A 17,429-nucleotide genomic window follows, 5' to 3' on the forward strand; every position below is an offset into this window, starting at 1 on the left:
CTTGACGATCTACAGGAGGACCCCATGATCCAGCGGTTCGGTTCGGGCAAGCGCATGAGCGAGGCCGTGGTGCACAACGGCACCGTTTACCTGGCGGGCCAGGTGGCCACGGACATCGACCTGGACGTCGAGGGGCAGACCCGGCAGGTGCTGGCCGCCGTCGACCGGCTGCTGGCGGAGGTCGGCAGCGACAAGAGCAAGGTGCTCCGTGCGGAGATCTTCCTCGCGGACATCGGTGACTTCGCGGAGATGAACCTCGCCTGGGACGCCTGGGTGCCCGCCGGGGCCACGCCCGCCCGCGCCACCGTGGAGGCCCGGCTCTACCGTCCCGAGGTGCTCGTCGAGATCCTCGTGACCGCCGCGGTCTGAGCCGTCGCGAGCCGCGCTCGGCCCGGACACCGGCAGCTGGTGTCCGGGCCCCGATGGGGCGTTACGCGGGCGCGCCCGGGACGGCCCCCCGGGCGGCCGCCTTCTTGATCGCCTCGCGGATCCGGGGGTAGGTGCCGCAGCGGCAGATGTTCTGGATCTGGTCGATGTCCGCGTCGGTGGGGGCCGGGGTGCGGCGCAGCAGGGCGACCGCCGTCATGATCTGGCCGGGTTGGCAGAAGCCGCACTGGGCGACGTCGCACTCCAGCCAGGCCTCCTGGACGGGGTGCAGCGTCTCGCCGTCGGCCAGGCCCTCGATGGTGGTGACCCGGCGGTCGGCGCAGTCCTTGACGGCCCGCGTACAGGGCTGGAACTCCTCGCCGTCCAGATGGCTGGTGCAGGCGCGGCAGACGCCCACCCCGCAGCCGTACTTGGGGCCGGTGACGCCGAGCTTGTCGCGCAGGACCCAGAGCAGCGGCATGTCGTCCGGGGCCTCGACGGTGACCGGTTGCCCGTTGAGGACGAAGGTGTGGCTGGGCATGGTGAGGCTGGGCCCTTCGGGGGTGTCGGTTGGGGTGCGGGGCCCGGGTGCCGGGTCCGGGGGGCGAGGTCAGAAGTCGATCGGGAAGGAGCGGGGGCTGGTGCCGGTCGCCCGCGCGTAGGCGTTGGCGACCGCGGCCGACGCCGCCGGGACGCCCAACTCCCCGGCGCCGCCGGGAGGTCCGCTCGGCGGCATGAGGTGGATCTCGACCGAGGGCGGGCTGTGGCGCTGGTGGGCGTACCGGAAGTCGGCGAAGCTGCCCTCGCGGACGGCGCCGTGGTCGATGTGGTTGCCGGCCTGGAGGATCACCGAGATGCCGTCGATCAGCGCGCCGGTCAGCTGGGCCTCCAGACCGCGCGGGTTGATCACCCGGCCCAGGTCGGCGGCGATCACGGCCTTGGTGACGCGCGGCTGCGCGGGGTCGGTGGCGTCGAGCTCGACCAGGTAGGCGGTGCGGCCCCCGTTCTCGTCGTGGTAGCCGATGCCCTGGGCCTGTCCGGCGGGCATCGGTCGGCCCCACCGGCCGGCCTGGGCGACCTTGTCCAGGACGGCCCGGCCCCCGGTGTCGCGGATCCGGGCCCGGCGGAAGGCGACCGGGTCCTGGCCGAGGCGGCGGGCGATCTCGTCCATCATGATCTCGTCGGCGACCCGGACGGTGCCCGAGTACACCGAGCGCCAGCTGCCGGTGTGCATCTCCAACGGCAGCTCGGAGAGCAGCTGGGTGACGATGCCGACGTTGTACGGGTTCTTCTCGCTGAGCAGGAAGAAGGCCTGGGCGAGGCTGATCCCGGCCACCGACAGGCTGAATCCGGCGGCGGTGAGCGCCTCGCCGAGGCCGTGCCGGAAGTCGGTCTGCACGGTGGCGGCCCGGTGCTCGTAGCTGAGCACCTGGCCGAGCGCGAAGGTGGCACGGACCCGGTGGTGGCTGGCGGGGCGCATCCGGCCGTGGCGCATGTCGTCGTTGCGCGTCCACATCAGCTTGACCGGTCGGCCCGCCGCCCGGGAGATCTGCGCGGCCTCCAGCGCCGCGTCGAAGAACAGCCGGCGTCCGAACGAGCCGCCGCCGCGCACCACGTGGACGGTCACGGCGCCCTGGGGCAGGCCCAGTTCGGCGGCGATGGCCTGCTGGGCGACGATCGGGGTCTGCGAGGCGAACCAGATCTCGGCGCGGTTCGGCCGGACGTCGGCGACGGCCGTCAGCACCTCCATCGGCGCGTGGTTGACGAAGGCGAAGTCGAACTCGCCGTCCACGTACTGGGTGAGCAGCGGCGGGACCAGGAACGGCAGGTGGCTGGCGCGTAGTTGGCGGCGGATGTCGGCGTCGGAGAGGGCGGCCACCGGGCCGGGGTTCCACGAGGTCTGCAGTGCGTCGCGGGCCTTCAGCGCCTGGTCGAAGGTCTCGGCGAGCACCGCGACGCCGCTGGGGATCCGGACCACGCCGAGCACGCCGGGCATGGCGCGGGCGGCGGATGCGTCCAGCGACTTGAGGGTGCCGTTGATGGTGGTCGGGCGGGCGACCACGGTCGGGACGGCGCCCGGGACGGCCAGATCGCCGGCGTACTTGGCGCGTCCGGTGACGATGTCGCGGGCGTCGATCCGACCGGTCGGGCGGCCCACCAGCCGCAGCTGGTCAGGGGTCTTGGGGGTGCTCGGCACGGCCGGGACGGCGATGGCGGCGGCGGCCTCGGCGAGTTCGCCGTAGCCCGCCCGTCGGCCGTCCGGGGCGAGGACGGCGGAGTCGGCGGTGCGCAGGGTGTCGGCGGGCAGCCCCCAGCGGCGGGCGGCGGCGGTGACCAGCCGGGCGCGGGCGGCGGCGGCCGCGGCGCGGACCGGGTCGTACAGCGAGCGCACCGAGTTGGAGGCGCCGGTGAGCTGGTTGAACAGCAGGTCCGGGCGGCCGTCGGAGAGCGGGACGTCGACGTCGGCGAGGCGGGCGTCGAGTTCGTCGGCGACCAGCATCGCGATGGTGGTGGTGAGGCCCTGGCCGACCTCCAGGCGCGGGAGGTACAGCGCGGCCCGGCCGGCGGTGGTGATCTCCAGGACCAGCAGGTGCGCGGTGGGCAGCCCGGCCAGGATCAGCGCGTCGCCGAGGTCGACGATGTCGGGAATGCCGGGCAGGCCGAGCAACTGCGGTGCGGCGGCGGGTGCTTCGGCGCGTACGGCGGCCGGCTGGGCGGCGGCGGTGGCGGGTGCGACGGCGTCCAGGCCGAGCCGGGCGCCGACGGTGAGGGTCGGGGCGGCGAGCAGGTAGGTGAGGAAGCGGCGGCGGCCGGTGGGTGCGCCGGCCGCGGCGGGATCGGCGGACTCCCGCGCGGCGGGTGCCGGCGCGCCGGTGTTCTGCGCGCTGGTGTCCCGGGCGGCGGTGTCCCGTGCGGCGGTTTCCGGCGCGCCGGCGCCGGGTGCGATGGAGGTGCTGATGGGAGAAGCCCTTCGAGCCGATGGCGGCTCCGGCCGGGCGGGTCTGGGCGGCCCCGGCCCCGGTGCCGGATCGCGAACGCGGTTGAGCATAGGAGGGCTCTACTGACGGGTCAACATGGCCGGTTCGCGCGCGATCGGGCAGGTGCTCGAAGCACGGTGCGTGCGCCGCCGGAGCGCCGGACGAGGCGCGGATGGGGCGGGTACGGACGGTGGGGGGCGCGCGACGGGGCGGCCCGCCCCCGCCGAGCTGCCGCGCATGCCGAAGGTTGCGCTGCGTGCTCGCGCGGTGACTTTCGGTGCGTGACGGAGTGATCAAGTCCTTCCCGGTGCAGGGGAGTTCACGAGGTGCAGGGCCTGGAGGAGCCGGCGCACGGCGGGCGGAGGCGGGCCGCTGCGGACGGCGAGGGAGGTGGTGACGGTGAGGTCGGCGAGGGGGCGGTAGGCGACGCGGGGGACCGGGGGCAGATCGGAGACCTGGTAGAACACCGTCCACGACGGGGGGTCGTCCGCGATCTCGGTGAGGGTCTCGCGCAGTGTGGTGAACGGGGGCCCGGGCGGTGGCGGGGTCAGGCCCGCCGCGCGCCAGGCGGCGGTGACCAGCCCGTGGAACGGCGGGTTGTCCGTATGGGGGGCCAACCGCAGGGGGAGATCCGCGAGTTGGGCCAGGCGCAGCGGGGCGCCGTCGCCTGGTCCGGCGAGCGGGTGGGCGGTGGGCAGCGCGGCGTACAGCGGGTCGCTCCACAGCGGGAGCAGGTCCAGGCCGGGGGCGGCGGCCGGGCCTCGGACGAAGGCGGCGTCGAGCGCGCCGGAGCGGACCAGCGCCAGGCGCTGCGTCGGGGCGGCCCGGGTGAGCCGGACCCGCAGCCGAGGGGCGAGTTCGGCCAGCTCGGCCAGCACGCGGTAGAGCCGGTCCCCTGGGCCGTGGACGGCGCCCAGCCGCAGCACGCCCTCGGCGCCGGCGGTGATCTCGGCGGCCACCCGGCGGGTCTGCTCCGCCGCGGCGAGGACGGCGCGGGCCTCGGGCAGCAGGCGCTCCCCGGCGGCCGTCAGCCGGACCCGCCGGGACGAGCGGTCGAACAGGACCAGCCCGAGCTCGCGTTCCAGCCGCTGCACCTGCTGGCTGACCGCGGACTGGACGATGCTCAGCCGCTCGGCGGCGCGGCCGAACCCGCCCTCCTCGGCCACCGCCACCAGGTAGGCCAGCTGCCGCAGCTCCACCGCACCCCCTTCGTCGCCGATGCGCGGGACCGCCGGGTGGGGCGGGCGCACTGCCGTGCCGATCCATCGCGATCGGTGATCGGTGCCATCGCCAACCGGCGCTGGTTCGGGCGGTATTCCCGCGGTCGAATGGGTCCCGGCGCCGGGCGGCGTGATCGCCGGCCTGGCTACCCGCCGACCCGCCTGGCCGTCTACCACCTGAGGAACTGCCGATATGCCGTCCCACCCCGCCCCTGACACCGCCCCCTCGACCCGCCCCGACCCCGGGGAGGCCGCAGTCGTCCGCGCGGCGGGCGCCGAGCTCGTCGCGCTGGCCGCGGGCAGCGCCTTCCACCTGCTCGTCGACGGCGGTGGCGACGGCGGTGGCGGCGGCAGCGCGTTCGGCGCGAACCGCCTGACCCTGGCGGAGGGTGCCGACGGCGCCAGGCCGCACTACCACGCGCTGTCCTCCGAGCTGTTCTACGTGCTGGGCGGTGTGGCGGAGTTCCTGCTCGGCGACCGCCTGACCACCGCCGCCACGGGCGACCTGCTGGTCGTGCCGCCCGGACTTCCGCACGCGTTCGGCGCGGCGCGGGGCAGCACGGCCGACCTGCTGGTGGTGATGTCGCCCGCGGTCGAGCGCTTCGGCTACTTCCGCCACCTCGGGCGGATCGCGGCCGGGCAGGGCACCTTCGACGGCCTGCTCGCCGAACAGGAGCGCTACGACGTGCACTTCACGCACCCCGCGCCCTGGCAGCGGGCCCGCTCCCGCGACGCCGGCTGACGGTGGCGGCCGGCGCGCGGGACCATGGAGGGGTGGACGCCCATCCGACCGACGGCCTCCCGGGCCGCTACGACCTCCCGGGCGTGCTGGACGCCGCCCCGACGCCCCGGACGGCGGTGGCCTGGCTCCCGCCGGCCGGGCTGTGGCCGGTGATCCAGGGGATCCGGCAGGAGTACGACCCGCAGATCCGCCGCTGGCCGCCGCACGTGAACCTGCTGTTCGGCTTCGTCCCCGAGTCCGAGCTCGGCTCGGCCGCGCCGCTGCTGGCCGCCGCGGCGGCCTCGCGAGCGCCGTTCACCGCCCGCCTGCGGGGCGTGCGCAGCTTCCGGCACCGGCACGACGCCACCGTCTGGCTCGACCCCGCGGCCGACGGCCCGGCGCCCTGGGCGGCGCTGTACGACGCACTGGTCGAGCGCTTCCCCCGCTGCCGGGGCCGGGCCGACGGTTTCACCCCCCACCTGTCGCTCGGCCGGACACGCAACCCGCGCGGGCTCGCCGCCGCATGCGCCGCGCGGCTCGGCGCCACCTCGGCGCCGATCGACGAGCTGGTCGTGCTGTCCCGCCGGGGCGAGGGCCCGATGCGGGTGCGGTTGACGGTTGCTCTGGGTACGGGCGAACTGCGGTGGCCACCCCCGCCCGCCGACCTGGAGGAATAGGACCGCCCACGGCGCCACGGGGTCGGCCCCGCCGGAGTGCTCCCGCGCGCGGAGGTGTCGGCGGCGTCTCCTACCATGTCGGGCATGAACGCTGACGGGTCGGACGCAAGACTCATCGACGGCCGATTCGAACTGCTGCAACGGCTCGGTGGCGGAGGCATGGGCCTGGTGTGGCGCGCCCGGGACAACGCCCTGCACCGGGAGGTGGCGCTCAAGGAGGTCCGCCCGCTCGACCCGGCGATCGCGGCCGCCAACCCCGACGGTGCGCGGGAGCTGCGCGAGCGCGTCCTGCGCGAGGCGCGGTCGCTGGCCCGCCTCCAGCACCCCAACGTGGTGATCATCCACCACATCGTCGACACCTCCGAACACCCCCACCCCTGGCTGGTGATGGAGCTGGTCAGCGGCGGCAGCCTGGCCGACCGGCTGGCCCAGGGGCCGCTCACCGTCCCCGAGGCGGCCATGATCGGCCGCGGAGTGCTCGCCGCGCTGCGCGCCGCCCACGCCGCCGGCATCCAGCACCGCGACGTCAAGCCCGGCAACGTCCTGCTGCGGCCCGACGGCACACCGGTGCTCACCGACTTCGGCATCGCCGCCATGCACGACGCCACCGCCCTCACCGCCACCGGCTCGTTGATCGGCTCGCCCGAGTACATCGCCCCCGAGCGGATCCGCGGGCACGACGGCGGCCCGTCCTCCGACCTGTGGTCGCTCGGCATGATGCTGTACGTCGCCGTCGAGGGCCACCACCCGCTGCGCCGCGCCACCACGCTCGCCACCCTCGCCGCCGTGCTCGACGAGCCGCTGCCGCCGCCGGTGTGCGCGGGGGTGCTCGGTCCGCTGCTGTCCGCCCTGCTCGCCAGGGACCCGGCCGCCCGCCCGGACGCCGAGCAGCTCGACCGCGCTCTGGCCGCGGCCGAGTACGGTGCGGGCCCGGTGCCGGGTCCGGCGGCGCCCTGGCCGTCGGCCTCGCAGGCCTCGCCGGGCTCGCCGGGCTCCCCGGTGTCGACCCCCACGCCGTGGCCCACCCCGGGAGCAGCCGCCCCCGGGCCCGTCCAGCACTGGCCGACCGGCGCCTCGGGGACGTTCCCGCCCCCCGGTGTCCCGGGGCACTTCCCGCCGTCCGGTGCCTCGGGGACGTTCCCACCGCCCGGCTTCGGTCCGGTCGACGCGGCGGTCGGCGGGCCCGCCGCCACCGACCCCACCCGGCCGACGTACCCGGCCCCGGCCCGTCGCGGCGGGCGGACGGCGGTGGTCACGGCCTCGGTGGTCGCGGTCGCGCTGACCGGTGTGCTCGCCTGGAACCTCCGCCCCGGGGACGGCACCACCACCACCGGAACCGGCGGTGTCTCGGGCCCGGGGAACCCCGGAGCGAGCCCGGCGTCGACCGTCGGCGCGCCGCCCGCCTCCACCGCACCCGTCCCGACCGAGCCCGCCGCGACGACCTCCACCGCCGACCGGACGGCGGCCCCGCCCGCCACCCAGCCGGACCTGCTGACCCCGGCCGGGGTCCGCGCCACGATCGATGCGATGCGTCCGCAGATGTCCGGAACCAGGATCAAGCAGCTCACCGTCTACCCGACCTACGCGAGCGCCGAGGCGCCGACGGTCGCCGACCCCAAGCTGTACGACCGGCTCAGCTACCGCGACGGCAAGGTCACCCACACGCCGGGCGGCACGCTGAGCTCCAGCGACAAGATGTCCGACCTGCAGAGCTTCGACTGGGAGATCATCCCGGGGGCGCTCAAGAAGGCCCAGGACACGCTGAACGTGCCCAACCCGACCAGCCGTTACCTCATCATCGGACCGGACATCCTCGACGGCACCCCCACCATCAGGGTCTACCTCTCCGACGCCTACGGCGGCGGCTACCTGTCCGTCGACACCAAGGGCACGGTGAAGCGGAGCTACCCCCGCGGTTCCTGACCTGGCCCGACCTGCCCCGGTGCGGCGGGTGGACCGTGCAGGCCGAGGGCGGAGTGGCCCACTGTCAGGAGCTGTGACTGGCCCTGTCGGCTGGTCCACTTGACGCCTAGTCTGGGCGGAGTCGAGTGAACGAGCGGCCGGGGGGCCGCCTCAGCCAGGAGTGCCGTGCCCATGCGTCTTGTCCCGCCCGCCGGACCACAGCGGACCCTGGTCGTCGCCCAGTTGATCAGCGCCGTCGGTGACGGTGCCTACTACACCTGCTCGGCGCTGTACTTCACCCACATCGTGGGCATGTCGGCGACGCGGCTCGGTGTCGCGCTCGCGGTGGCCTGGGCCGTGGGTTCGCTGGCGGGTGTGCCGCTCGGCCATCTCGCCGACCGGCGCGGGCCGCGCGGCACGGCGGTGCTGCTGGCGTTCGCCACCGCGGCGGCCGTCGCCACCTTCCTGGTGGTCCGGTCCTTCGGGCCGTTCCTGATCGCCGTCTGCCTGTACGCCACCGCGCAGTCGGGGCTCACGGCCGCCCGCCAGGCGCTGATCGGCGGACTCGTCGCGCCGTCGGAGCGTACGGAGGTGCTGGCCCGGCTGCAGTCGACGCTCAACGCGGGCCTGGCCCTCGGTGCGGCCCTCGGCGGCATCGCGCTGAGCATCGGGACGAGGGGCGGGTTCCTGGCCGTCTTCGCGGTCGACGCGCTGGGGTTCCTGGCCTGCGGCCTGATCCTGCTGCGGCTGCCCGAGGTCGCACCGGCCGCCGGGCAGACCGCCGGCGGGCCGAGGCTCGCGGTCCTGTCGGACCGGCGGTATGCCGTCGTGGCGCTGGTCAACACGGTGTTGCTGCTGCGGATGCCGCTGCTCAGCCTGGTGATCCCGTTGTGGATCGCGGCGCGGTCGAGCGAGCTCGGCTGGCTGGGCTCGGCGCTGTTCGTGCTCAATACCGGTGCCGTGATGGCCTTTCAGGTCAGGTCGGCCCGCGGTGTCAGCGGACTGCGGTCCGCCTCCCGGGCGGTGCGCGAGGCCGGTGTGCTGCTGCTCGCCTCCTGCGCGGTGTTCGCGCTGTCGGCCGCGGACCTTCCGCTGTGGGGCATGGCGACGCTCCTCGTGGTGGCCGCGACGCTCCAGGTGGCCGGCGAGATGAAGCAGTCCGCGGGCTCCTGGCAGATCGCCTTCGACCTCGCCCCGGCCCACCAGACCGGCCAGTACCAGGGCTTCTTCGGTACGGGCGTGGCGGTGGCGCGCACCCTGGGGCCGCTGCTGCTCACGACGCTGCTGCTGGACTGGGGAGCGCCCGGCTGGCTGCTGCTCGGCGGGCTCTTCCTGGCGGCCGGCTGCGCGATGGGTCCGGCGGTCCGGTGGGCGGAGCGGGACCGCGCCCGGTTCGCACCGGCGGCCGCCGAGGCGCACGCCGTCCCGTCGCCGGTCTGAGAACTGCCGGTAAGGGGCCGCCGGTTCGGGGCGGGCCGGGTGCTTGACGGTGTCATGCCAGGGCCGGGAGGATGCCCGGGTCGCCCGTCCGGTCCGAGGAGAGGGACCCCGTTGGCCGTTCACCCGCCGATCCGCCGAGCTCCGGTCCGCCGAGCTCCGATCCGCCCGCACAGCCCGGGCCGGCTCCGCCGGGCCGCCGCCGTACTGGCCGCCCTCGTTCTCGCCCTCGCCGGCGCCCTGGCCGCGGGCGGCCCCGCGTACGCCGACTTCGGCACCGACTACCACGACCCGGTCACGGCCGTGAAACCGCTGCACCGGCCGGACACCCGCTCCTGCCGGGCCGAGGTGATGCACGACCAGCCGTTCCGCGACGGCTACGGCAACCCGCCCGACACGCCGTACACCGCCACCGTCACCCCGCCCGCCGAGTGCGCCGGACCGTGGTCCGCGGTCGTGCTGGACCTGCACGGGCAGGTGGCGGGGCGCCAGTTCGACCGGCTGTTCTCCGTCCGGATCGGGGGCGTGCAGGTGATGCTCTCCTCCACCCCCGAGCCCTCCGCGGACGGCATCGAGTGGGCCGTCGAACGGGACGTCACCCGCTACGCCCCGCTGCTCACCGGCGACCCGCAGCCGTTCTCCTTCGACCTGGCGAACGTCACCGACGCCACCTACACCGGCGTCTTCCGGATCTCCGCGAGCCTGACCTTCTACACCGCGTCGGCGCGGTGGCCCGCCGCGCACACCGCCGACCGGCTGCTCACCACCGGCCCGTTCGGGCTCACCCAGGCCGCCCCCGCGGCCGCCCGGGAGCTCACCCTCCCGCAGAACCTGGAGCGGCTGACCGCCGAGGTGTACGCCCGCGGCGGCGGCGCCTGCGAGGAGTTCGCCTACGCCTCCGCGCCCGACGAGTTCGTCCGCGCCAACCCCGGCCTCGGGGCCTGCGGCAAGGGCCCGTTCCGCGAGCTGCGGCTCACCATCGACGGGCGGACGGCCGGCGCGGTGTGGCCGTACCCGGTGATCTACACCGGCGGGTGGGACCCGCTGCTCTGGCGGCCGACCCCGGGGATCTTCGCCTTCGACCTGCCCGCCTACCAGGTGGACCTCACGCCCTACGTCGGGCTGCTGCTGGACGGCCGCCCGCACTCCCTGGGGATCGCCGTCAACGCCGCCGAGGCGCAGGGCAACGACGTCTGGACCGGCCAGGTCAACCTCTTCGCCGAGGTCGACCACGGCGCCGCCCGCACCACCGGGCAGCTCACCGAGCACCGGGTCGCCCCGGAGGCCGCCGTCGGCACCGCCCTCACCGACCGGGGCACCGGCAGCGCGGACTGGTGCGTCACCGCCGGCCGGCACGACCTGGCCCGCGGCTGGGTGCAGACCTCGCACGGGCGGATCACCACCGAGGTCCGCGACGACCTCTCGTTCCGCTCGGAGCAGCAACTGCGGGACGGGGGCAACGACCTGACGTTGCACAACCGCACCGACCTCACCCGGACGACCGTCACCTCGGGTGCCGGCCCGCGCCGCACCGCGACCGTCCACGAGGGCGCACCGCTGGACGTGGACTACCGGGTCGCCCGCGACGCGGCAGGCGCGGGAGACCAGTGGACGGTCATGGACCTCGGCTACCACCGGGAGGCCACTACCGCCGTCGGCGCCCGGATCGTCGAACGCTCCACGGTGGACCACACGTTGAGCCCCTCCGCCCACCGGCACGACGGCGACGCCACCGTCCGCACCGGACGCTCGGTCGAGGACTACCGCAGCACCGGCCCCGACGGGCCCTACCACCGCAGCCTCACGATGGTGGACGGCTGGCCGGCGGGCTACTCAGGCTGAACTCGCGATGTCGGTGATCAGCCCGGTTGCGGCCAGGCAGCCGTCGATGAGCCGGGGCCGGTACTGGATCTTCCGTAGGCCGTGTCCGACTGTGCGCACGAGGTGGTCGGGATCGGCGAAGGCGGCCCTTTCCGTCGTCCAGCCCGGGCCGGTAGAGCGGCCGCACTCCCCGCAAGCGGGGGTACCCCCAGCTTCCTCCGTACCTCGATCGCCCCGTCGTCGCGTTCGATCGCCCGGCGGACCGGCTGCTGGCACGGCCAGCTGTTGCGCCGCATCAGCTTCCACACGCCCTGGACCGTCCCCCGTGCCGCGGGCGGTGGTCACCCGCACCGCCCGCGGTACTGCGCAACGCCTCACCCCCGTCGCGCCGATTTGTCGTCAGGTTCGGTCCATTCACGCCAGATCCTGCTCCCGGCACGGTATTCAGCCAAAGGATCTTCGGTGCGTACCAGGTCTTCCCCTGCTGATCGTGGACTGCCAGGCTGGGCCCGATTCTGTAGAAACGGAGGAGATTCCTTGTCCCGCATATCCACACTTGCAGCAGCGGCCGCCTGTGCCCTCGCACTCGTCGCCGGCACCGCCGGCGCGGTGTCGGCTGCGCCGACGGACCAGGCACCCGGGGTGGCCGCGGCGGCCGCCGCGGAGAAGGTCGACCCGGTCAACTGGACGCCCTGCAACCCCGACCCCTCCAAGCCGGACCCGAAGATCTACGACTGCGCCGTCTACCCGGTGCCGCTCGACTACGACCACCCCAAGGGCGAGAAGATCGGCATCGCCATGATGCGCCGCCGGGCCGGCGACCCGGCCAAGCGGATCGGCTCGCTGTTCCTCAACCCCGGCGGCCCGGGCGGCAGCGGCTACCTGTGGGCGACCACCGCCCGGTTCGACCCCCAGGTGCAGGACCGCTTCGACCTGATCGGCTTCGACCCGCGCGGGGTCGCCCGGAGCAACCCGCTCCGGTGCTTCAAGACCGCCGAGGAGTCCGACGCCATCACCGGCCGGATGACCGGGGTGCCCGTCACCCGGGCGGAGGTCGACGAGACGCTGGACGCCACCGAGGACTACACCGACGCCTGCAGCCGCAACGCCGGCCCGCTGATCGAGCACATGTCGACCATCAACGTGGTCCGCGACCTCGACCGGATGCGCCGGGCCGTCGGTGACGCCAAGCTCAACTTCGCCGGGTTCTCCTACGGCACGCTGATCGGTGCCACCTACGCGGGCATGTACCCCGACAAGGTGCGCGCGCTGATCATCGACGGCAACGTCGACCCGCAACTGCGGCTGCACAACGGCCTGGAGTACGACCGGCAGCGTGCGGACGGGTTCGAGATCGCCCTGGACGAGTTCCTGAAGCGCTGCCAGGCTGCCGGCGCCCCGCGCTGCGCCTTCGGCGAGGGCGACACCCGGGCCAGGTTCGACGCGATCCGCGACCACCTGCGCACCAGCCCGGTCACCCTGCCGGACGGCTCGCAGGTCACCCTGAGCAGCTTCACCAGCCAGGTCGCCAACGCCCTCTACGCGCAGAGCCGGCTGGCGCCGCTCGCCGTGTCGATCCAGGCGCTGGACCAGGCGATCCAGCCGCGGACCGCCTCGCTGGCGGCCGCGCCGTCCGTGGACGCGGCGAAGGTGCTGACGCAGACCGTCCCGGCGGCGCTGCGGGAGGCCCCGGCCGACACCCCGTACACCACCGACGACTCCTACTACGGGGTCAACTGCCAGGACAAGCCGTACCCGTCGAACACCCGGGTGTTCGCGAACGTGGCCAAGTCCTGGGAGCGGGAGTCGCCGACCTTCGGCCGGTACCAGGCCTTCGACGCGCCCGCGTGCGCGAGCTGGCCGGCCCCGGCGCGTGACGCCGAGCGGTACTCCGGCCCGTGGAACCGCCGGACGGCGAACCCCGTCCTGGTGATCGGCAACCTCTACGACCCGGCCACCCAGTACAAGTTCGCCCAGCGCATGCAGCAGCAGCTGGGCAGCGCCGTGCTGGTCAGCGTCGACGCGATCGAGCACTGCGCGATCGGCCGCAGCAAGGCGCTGAACACGCTGGTCACCTCGTACCTGGTGGACGGCAAGGTGCCCGCGTCCGGCCAGCTCCTGCGGCCCGACGCCGAGATCTTCCCGTCGGTCGCCTGACGCCGGCCCACTCGGCGTGATGCCACGGCGGAGGGGGAGCGGCCCGCGGTCGCTCCCCCTCCGCCGCCGTGTGCGCAGGGCCGACCCCGTCGGGAGGCGGGGGCCGAACGGCGGGTGCGAATCCGGACAGCTGGCCTGTTGTCATGTCCCGATTAGACGCCATGTTACTTTTGGGTAATCTCAGGGGGTCCCACGGGTGAACCGCCCGCCGCTTCCTGAAGGAACATCACGTGCACCTCCACCGGTCCCGCCGTCCCGGCCGCCTCCTGCGGTCCGCCCTGGCCACCGCCGCCGCCTCCGCCCTGCTCGCCGTCGTCCCGGCCGTCCCGGCGCAGGCGGACCCCGCGCCGGCCACCGGCTCCGGCGGTGCGAGCACCGAGGGGACCCCGCACCTCGACGCGGTCGAGAGCGTCCTGCGCCAGGTGTCGCCGGGCCTGGAGGGCACGGTCTGGCAGCGCACCGAGGGCAACAGCCTCGACACCCCCGCCGGCGACCGGGCCGGCTGGCTGCTGCAGACCCCGGGCTGCTGGGGCGACGCCGCCTGCGCCGACCGGCCCGGCACCCGCGCGCTGCTCGACCGGATGACGGCGGACATCGCCGGCGCCACCCGGACCGTCGACGTCTCCACCCTCGCGCCCTTCCCCAACGGCGGCTTCGAGGACGCGCTGGCGGCCGGGCTGAAGGCCTCGGCCGCCGCAGGCCACCGGCTCCAGGTGCGCATCCTGGTCGGCGCCGCGCCGATCTACAACGCCAACATCCTGCCGTCCCGCTACCGCGACGAGCTGCTCGCCAGGCTCGGCCCCGCCGCGGGCTCGGTGACCCTCAACATCGCCTCGATGACCACCTCGCGCACCGCGTTCTCCTGGAACCACTCCAAGCTGGTGGTGGTGGACGGCCGCAGCGTCATCGCCGGCGGCATCAACGGGTGGAAGGACGACTACCTCGACACCGCGCACCCCGTCTCGGACGTCGACCTCGCCCTGACCGGCCCGGCCGCCGGCTCGGCCGGCCGCTACCTGGACACCCTGTGGGCCTGGACCTGCCAGAACACCGGCCTGTTCGACAACGCCTGGTTCGCCTCCTCCGACGGCGGCGCCTGCCGGCCCTCGATCGAACGCGAGCTCAACCCGGCCGCCCCGCCCGCCACCGGCACCGTCCCGGTCCTCGCCGTCGGCGGCCTCGGCGTCGGCATCAAGGCCGAGGACCCCGCCTCGCCCTACCGCCCGAGCCCGGTCGCGGCCGCCTCCGACACCCGCTGCGGCCCGCTCACCCTGCACGACAACACCAACGCCGACCGGAACTACGAGACGGTCAACCCCGAGGAGAACGCGCTGCGGGCCCTGGTCCAGAGCGCCCGCAGCCACATCGAGATCTCCCAGCAGGACATGAACGGCACCTGCCCGCCGCTGCCCCGCTACGACGCCCGGCTGTACGACGCGCTGGCCGCCAAGCTCGCGGCCGGCGTCAAGGTGCGCATCGTGGTCAGCGACCCGGCCAACCGCGGCGCCGTCGGCAGCGGCGGCTACTCGCAGATCAAGTCCCTCTCCGAGGTGAGCGACGTCCTGCGGGCCCGGCTGACCGCCCTCACCGGCGACCCGGCGAAGGCCTCGGCGGCGCTGTGCGGCAACCTCCAGCTCGCCACCTTCCGCGCCGCCCCGACCGCGACCTGGGCGGACGGCCACCCCTACGCGCTGCACCACAAGCTGGTCGCGGTGGACGGCTCGGCCTTCTACATCGGTTCGAAGAACCTCTACCCGGCCTGGCTCCAGGACTTCGGCTACATCGTCGAGGACCGGGCGGCCGCGGCCCGGCTGGACCGCGACCTGCTGGCCCCCGAGTGGCAGTACTCCCAGGCCACGGCCACCGTCGACTGGGCCACCGGCAGCTGCCGGGCCTGACCGCCGCCACGCCGGGCCCGGTCTGCCGTCACGTCGGACCGGGGCCCGGTCACCCCCGGCCCTGGCCGGGCGGCGGGCCGGGGAGCCGGACGAACGGCTGGTTGAGGTGGGCGGTGGCCAGCACCGCGCGGGTGCGGCGGGCCTCGGCCAGCAGCTCCTCGCGGCTGCGCCGGGCGAGCTCAGGGTCCAGCTCGTAGGCGTACGCCACCGCCGGGTCCGCCAGTTGGACGGCGTGCACCAGGACGTCCCCGGTGACCACCAGCCGGTGCCCGCCGCCCTCGACCAGGAGCGACTGGTGCCCCGGGGTGTGGCCCGGGGTTGGCAGCAGGGTGAGCACGTCGCAGGCCGGCCCGGGACCGGGCAGCCGGAGCCGGCCGTCCACCTCCCGCAGCAGCCCGGCCCGGCGCAGCGGCGCCACCACGTACGTCATCGCCGTCCTGGTCTCGGCGAGCGCCGCGACCTCGGCCCGCTGGACGAGGTACCGGGCGTTGGGGAACACCGGGGTGCCGTCGGGCAGCACCGACCAGCCGTAGTGGTCCTCGTGCAGATGGGTCAGCACCACCGTGGTGACGTCGCCCGGGGCGATTCCGGCGGCGGCCAGCACCTTCGGCAGCCGCCCCGGGACCGGCGCCCAGCCGGAGGCGGGGCTCCCGGCCGGGCCGACCCCGGTGTCCACCAGGGTGACCCGGCCGCCCGGGCCGCGGACGGCGTAGCAGCGGAAGTCCAACTCCCAGGTTTCGCCCGGCCCGAAGGCCGCCGGGTCGAGCTCCCGGGCGCGCCGCCAGTGTGCCGCGCCGGCGGTCGGGAACGCCGCCTGGCGGGTGCCGGGGAAGGGCCCGTGGGCGTCGAGCAGCGCCAGGACCTCGAACCGGCCGAGCTGCCGGGCCGCCACCAGGCCCCCGGGCACGGCGGCGGCCTGGTCCGGGTGGACCCGGTCCGCGCCGGCCTGGTCCGCGCGGGCCGGGCGGCCGGTGAGGCTCCAGAGGGAGGCCGTGCCGGCGGCCGCGGCCGCACCGCGCAGCACCTGGCGGCGGCCGGGTCGGCCGGGTCGGGCGTGCTGATGGTTCACCGGGGCTCCTTCGCGAGGGAGAGGTCGGAGTCGGACACCCGGCGCCCCGTCCCCCGTACGGGGCGCCGGTCCGACCATGCTCGCGTCGGCGGCACGTCCGCGGCTTGTAGGTTCTTGCGCGATCGGAGACCAGCCGCGCAAGCGGCTGAATCCACCAACCGGCGTGCGACTCCCAGCCGGTGGCACCCGCGCGCAGGCGGCGACAGCCCTGCCGGGCGGCGGTAGGGTGCGCCCATGCCGGTCGAACGCAGCTGTCTGCTGAGCGGTGACGACCTCTACGTCGCCGATGTGCACTGCCAGGACCCGCCGCACGGCTGGACGGAGCTGCGCCCGGCCCCCGTCTTCGGGCTGGTCATGGTGCGCCGGGGCCTCGTCCGGGGGCGGGCCGACGGAGTCGAGCAGCTGCTCGACCCGGCCAGCGTCTACGTCGAACGGCCGGGCTGCGAGCAGCAGTTCGCGCACCCGTGCGGCGGTGACGCCTACACCGAGATCGTGCTCTCCGAGCCGCAGCTGGCCTCCCTGCTGGGCGGCGACCCGGTGGTGCCGCAGGGGCTGGTGTTCACCACCCCCGAACTGGCGCTGGAGCAGCGGCTGCTCACCGCCCGGGCCAGGGCGCACGCGGACGCCTTCGAACTCGCCGAGCGCGCCCTGGGGTTGGTCGGCCGGGTGCTGGCCGGGCTGGCCCCGGAACGGGCCGCGAGCGGCCTGCCGGTCCGGACGGCCGCCCGCCGACGGCTGGTGGACGGCGCCCGCGCGGCCCTGGCCGCCGAGCCCGGACTCGGCCTGGCGGAGCTCGGCCGGGCCGTCGGCTGCTCCCCGCACCACCTGAGCCGGGTCTTCCGGGCCACCACCGGTGAGGGCCTGGCCCGCTACCGCAACCGCCTGCGGGTCACCCGGGTGCTGGAGCGGCTGACCGAGGGCGAGGCGGAACTCGGCCTGCTCGCCCACGAGATGGGCTTCGCCGACCAGGCGCACATGACGCACGTGGTCCGCCGGGCTGCCGGTCTGCCGCCGGGCAGGCTGCGGGCGTTGCTGAGGGCGGTCCCGTAATCGACCCGAAGGGTGTGCCGCGGGTTGATCGTCCCGGGGAGGGCGGCCCGCTGTGCAGCGCCGCCGGTCCCTGAGACGGCAGTACGGACCCGGGCCGGTAGGCGGGGATGCCGGCTCGCCGACGGCACCAGGC

13 protein-coding genes are annotated in these 17,429 nt (G+C 75.1%); 9 read left to right on the plus strand and 4 right to left on the minus strand.

What is annotated here, in order from left to right:
- The first annotated feature begins 24 nt into the window (after nt 1-24).
- The gene (locus ACGFZP_RS30180) at nt 25-369 is read left to right on the plus strand and encodes a RidA family protein (RefSeq protein WP_392939094.1); all 345 of its coding nucleotides are present in this window, start codon (nt 25-27) and stop codon (nt 367-369) included.
- Nucleotides 370-430: 61 nt separating this feature from the next.
- Here ACGFZP_RS30180 and ACGFZP_RS30185 read toward each other — a convergent pair whose 3' ends face one another.
- The 3 genes from ACGFZP_RS30185 to ACGFZP_RS30195 form a co-directional block, all read right to left on the minus strand.
- Entirely contained in the window at nt 431-907 is a 477-nt protein-coding gene (locus tag ACGFZP_RS30185; RefSeq protein WP_392939096.1) for a (2Fe-2S)-binding protein, read from the minus strand.
- Nucleotides 908-976: 69 nt separating this feature from the next.
- Entirely contained in the window at nt 977-3,415 is a 2,439-nt protein-coding gene (locus ACGFZP_RS30190; RefSeq protein WP_392939098.1) for a xanthine dehydrogenase family protein molybdopterin-binding subunit, read from the minus strand.
- Between the two features lie 222 nt (nt 3,416-3,637).
- Nucleotides 3,638-4,543 (minus strand): LysR family transcriptional regulator, encoded by a 906-nt coding sequence (locus tag ACGFZP_RS30195; protein ID WP_392939100.1) that lies wholly within the window; start codon nt 4,541-4,543, stop codon nt 3,638-3,640.
- 214 nt (nt 4,544-4,757) lie between these two features.
- Here ACGFZP_RS30195 and ACGFZP_RS30200 point away from each other — a divergent pair, with 214 nt between their 5' ends.
- The 7 genes from ACGFZP_RS30200 to ACGFZP_RS30230 all read left to right on the plus strand — a co-directional run bounded on the left by ACGFZP_RS30200 (nt 4,758) and on the right by ACGFZP_RS30230 (nt 15,177).
- Nucleotides 4,758-5,306, plus strand: a complete 549-nt coding sequence (locus ACGFZP_RS30200) for a cupin domain-containing protein (protein WP_392939101.1) — start codon at nt 4,758-4,760, stop codon at nt 5,304-5,306.
- Nucleotides 5,307-5,338: 32 nt separating this feature from the next.
- Nucleotides 5,339-5,962 (plus strand): 2'-5' RNA ligase family protein, encoded by a 624-nt coding sequence (locus ACGFZP_RS30205; protein ID WP_392939103.1) that lies wholly within the window; start codon nt 5,339-5,341, stop codon nt 5,960-5,962.
- A gap of 84 nt (nt 5,963-6,046) precedes the next feature.
- Nucleotides 6,047-7,885: a protein kinase gene (locus ACGFZP_RS30210; RefSeq protein ID WP_392939105.1), complete on the plus strand. Its 1,839-nt coding sequence runs from the start codon at nt 6,047-6,049 to the stop codon at nt 7,883-7,885.
- Nucleotides 7,886-8,056: 171 nt separating this feature from the next.
- On the plus strand, nt 8,057-9,304 hold the full coding sequence (locus ACGFZP_RS30215) for an MFS transporter (protein ID WP_392939107.1): 1,248 nt from the start codon (nt 8,057-8,059) through the stop codon (nt 9,302-9,304).
- A 111-nt stretch (nt 9,305-9,415) separates the two neighbouring features.
- Nucleotides 9,416-11,143 (plus strand): peptide-N4-asparagine amidase, encoded by a 1,728-nt coding sequence (locus ACGFZP_RS30220; RefSeq protein WP_392939108.1) that lies wholly within the window; start codon nt 9,416-9,418, stop codon nt 11,141-11,143.
- Nucleotides 11,144-11,659: 516 nt separating this feature from the next.
- Nucleotides 11,660-13,279: an alpha/beta fold hydrolase gene (locus tag ACGFZP_RS30225; RefSeq protein WP_392939110.1), complete on the plus strand. Its 1,620-nt coding sequence runs from the start codon at nt 11,660-11,662 to the stop codon at nt 13,277-13,279.
- Nucleotides 13,280-13,509: 230 nt separating this feature from the next.
- Nucleotides 13,510-15,177 carry a phospholipase D-like domain-containing protein gene (locus ACGFZP_RS30230; protein WP_392939112.1) on the plus strand — a complete coding sequence of 556 codons (1,668 nt, stop codon included), beginning with the start codon at nt 13,510-13,512 and terminating at the stop codon, nt 15,175-15,177.
- A 49-nt stretch (nt 15,178-15,226) separates the two neighbouring features.
- Here ACGFZP_RS30230 and ACGFZP_RS30235 read toward each other — a convergent pair whose 3' ends face one another.
- Nucleotides 15,227-16,246: an MBL fold metallo-hydrolase gene (locus ACGFZP_RS30235; RefSeq protein ID WP_392939114.1), complete on the minus strand. Its 1,020-nt coding sequence runs from the start codon at nt 16,244-16,246 to the stop codon at nt 15,227-15,229.
- Nucleotides 16,247-16,480: 234 nt separating this feature from the next.
- Between ACGFZP_RS30235 and ACGFZP_RS30240 the strand changes: the two genes are divergently transcribed.
- Complete coding sequence (locus tag ACGFZP_RS30240) at nt 16,481-17,296, plus strand: helix-turn-helix domain-containing protein (protein WP_392939115.1); 816 nt, start codon at nt 16,481-16,483, stop codon at nt 17,294-17,296.
- The last annotated feature ends 133 nt before the right edge of the window (nt 17,297-17,429 follow it).

Origin of the sequence: Kitasatospora sp. NPDC048239, from assembly GCF_043202015.1 — a bacterium.
GTDB lineage: Bacteria > Actinomycetota > Actinomycetes > Streptomycetales > Streptomycetaceae > Kitasatospora.

What these genes read in the sequence shown, in the direction of transcription:
- ACGFZP_RS30180 (WP_392939094.1), top strand. Translation starts at nt 25, where the DNA reads ATGATCCAGCGGTTCGGTTCGGGCAAGCGCATGAGCGAGGCCGTGGTG.
- ACGFZP_RS30185 (WP_392939096.1), bottom strand. Translation starts at nt 907, where the DNA reads ATGCCCAGCCACACCTTCGTCCTCAACGGGCAACCGGTCACCGTCGAG.
- ACGFZP_RS30190 (WP_392939098.1), bottom strand. Translation starts at nt 3,415, where the DNA reads ATGCTCAACCGCGTTCGCGATCCGGCACCGGGGCCGGGGCCGCCCAGA.
- ACGFZP_RS30200 (WP_392939101.1), top strand. Translation starts at nt 4,758, where the DNA reads ATGCCGTCCCACCCCGCCCCTGACACCGCCCCCTCGACCCGCCCCGAC.
- ACGFZP_RS30210 (WP_392939105.1), top strand. Translation starts at nt 6,047, where the DNA reads ATGAACGCTGACGGGTCGGACGCAAGACTCATCGACGGCCGATTCGAA.
- ACGFZP_RS30215 (WP_392939107.1), top strand. Translation starts at nt 8,057, where the DNA reads ATGCGTCTTGTCCCGCCCGCCGGACCACAGCGGACCCTGGTCGTCGCC.
- ACGFZP_RS30240 (WP_392939115.1), top strand. Translation starts at nt 16,481, where the DNA reads ATGCCGGTCGAACGCAGCTGTCTGCTGAGCGGTGACGACCTCTACGTC.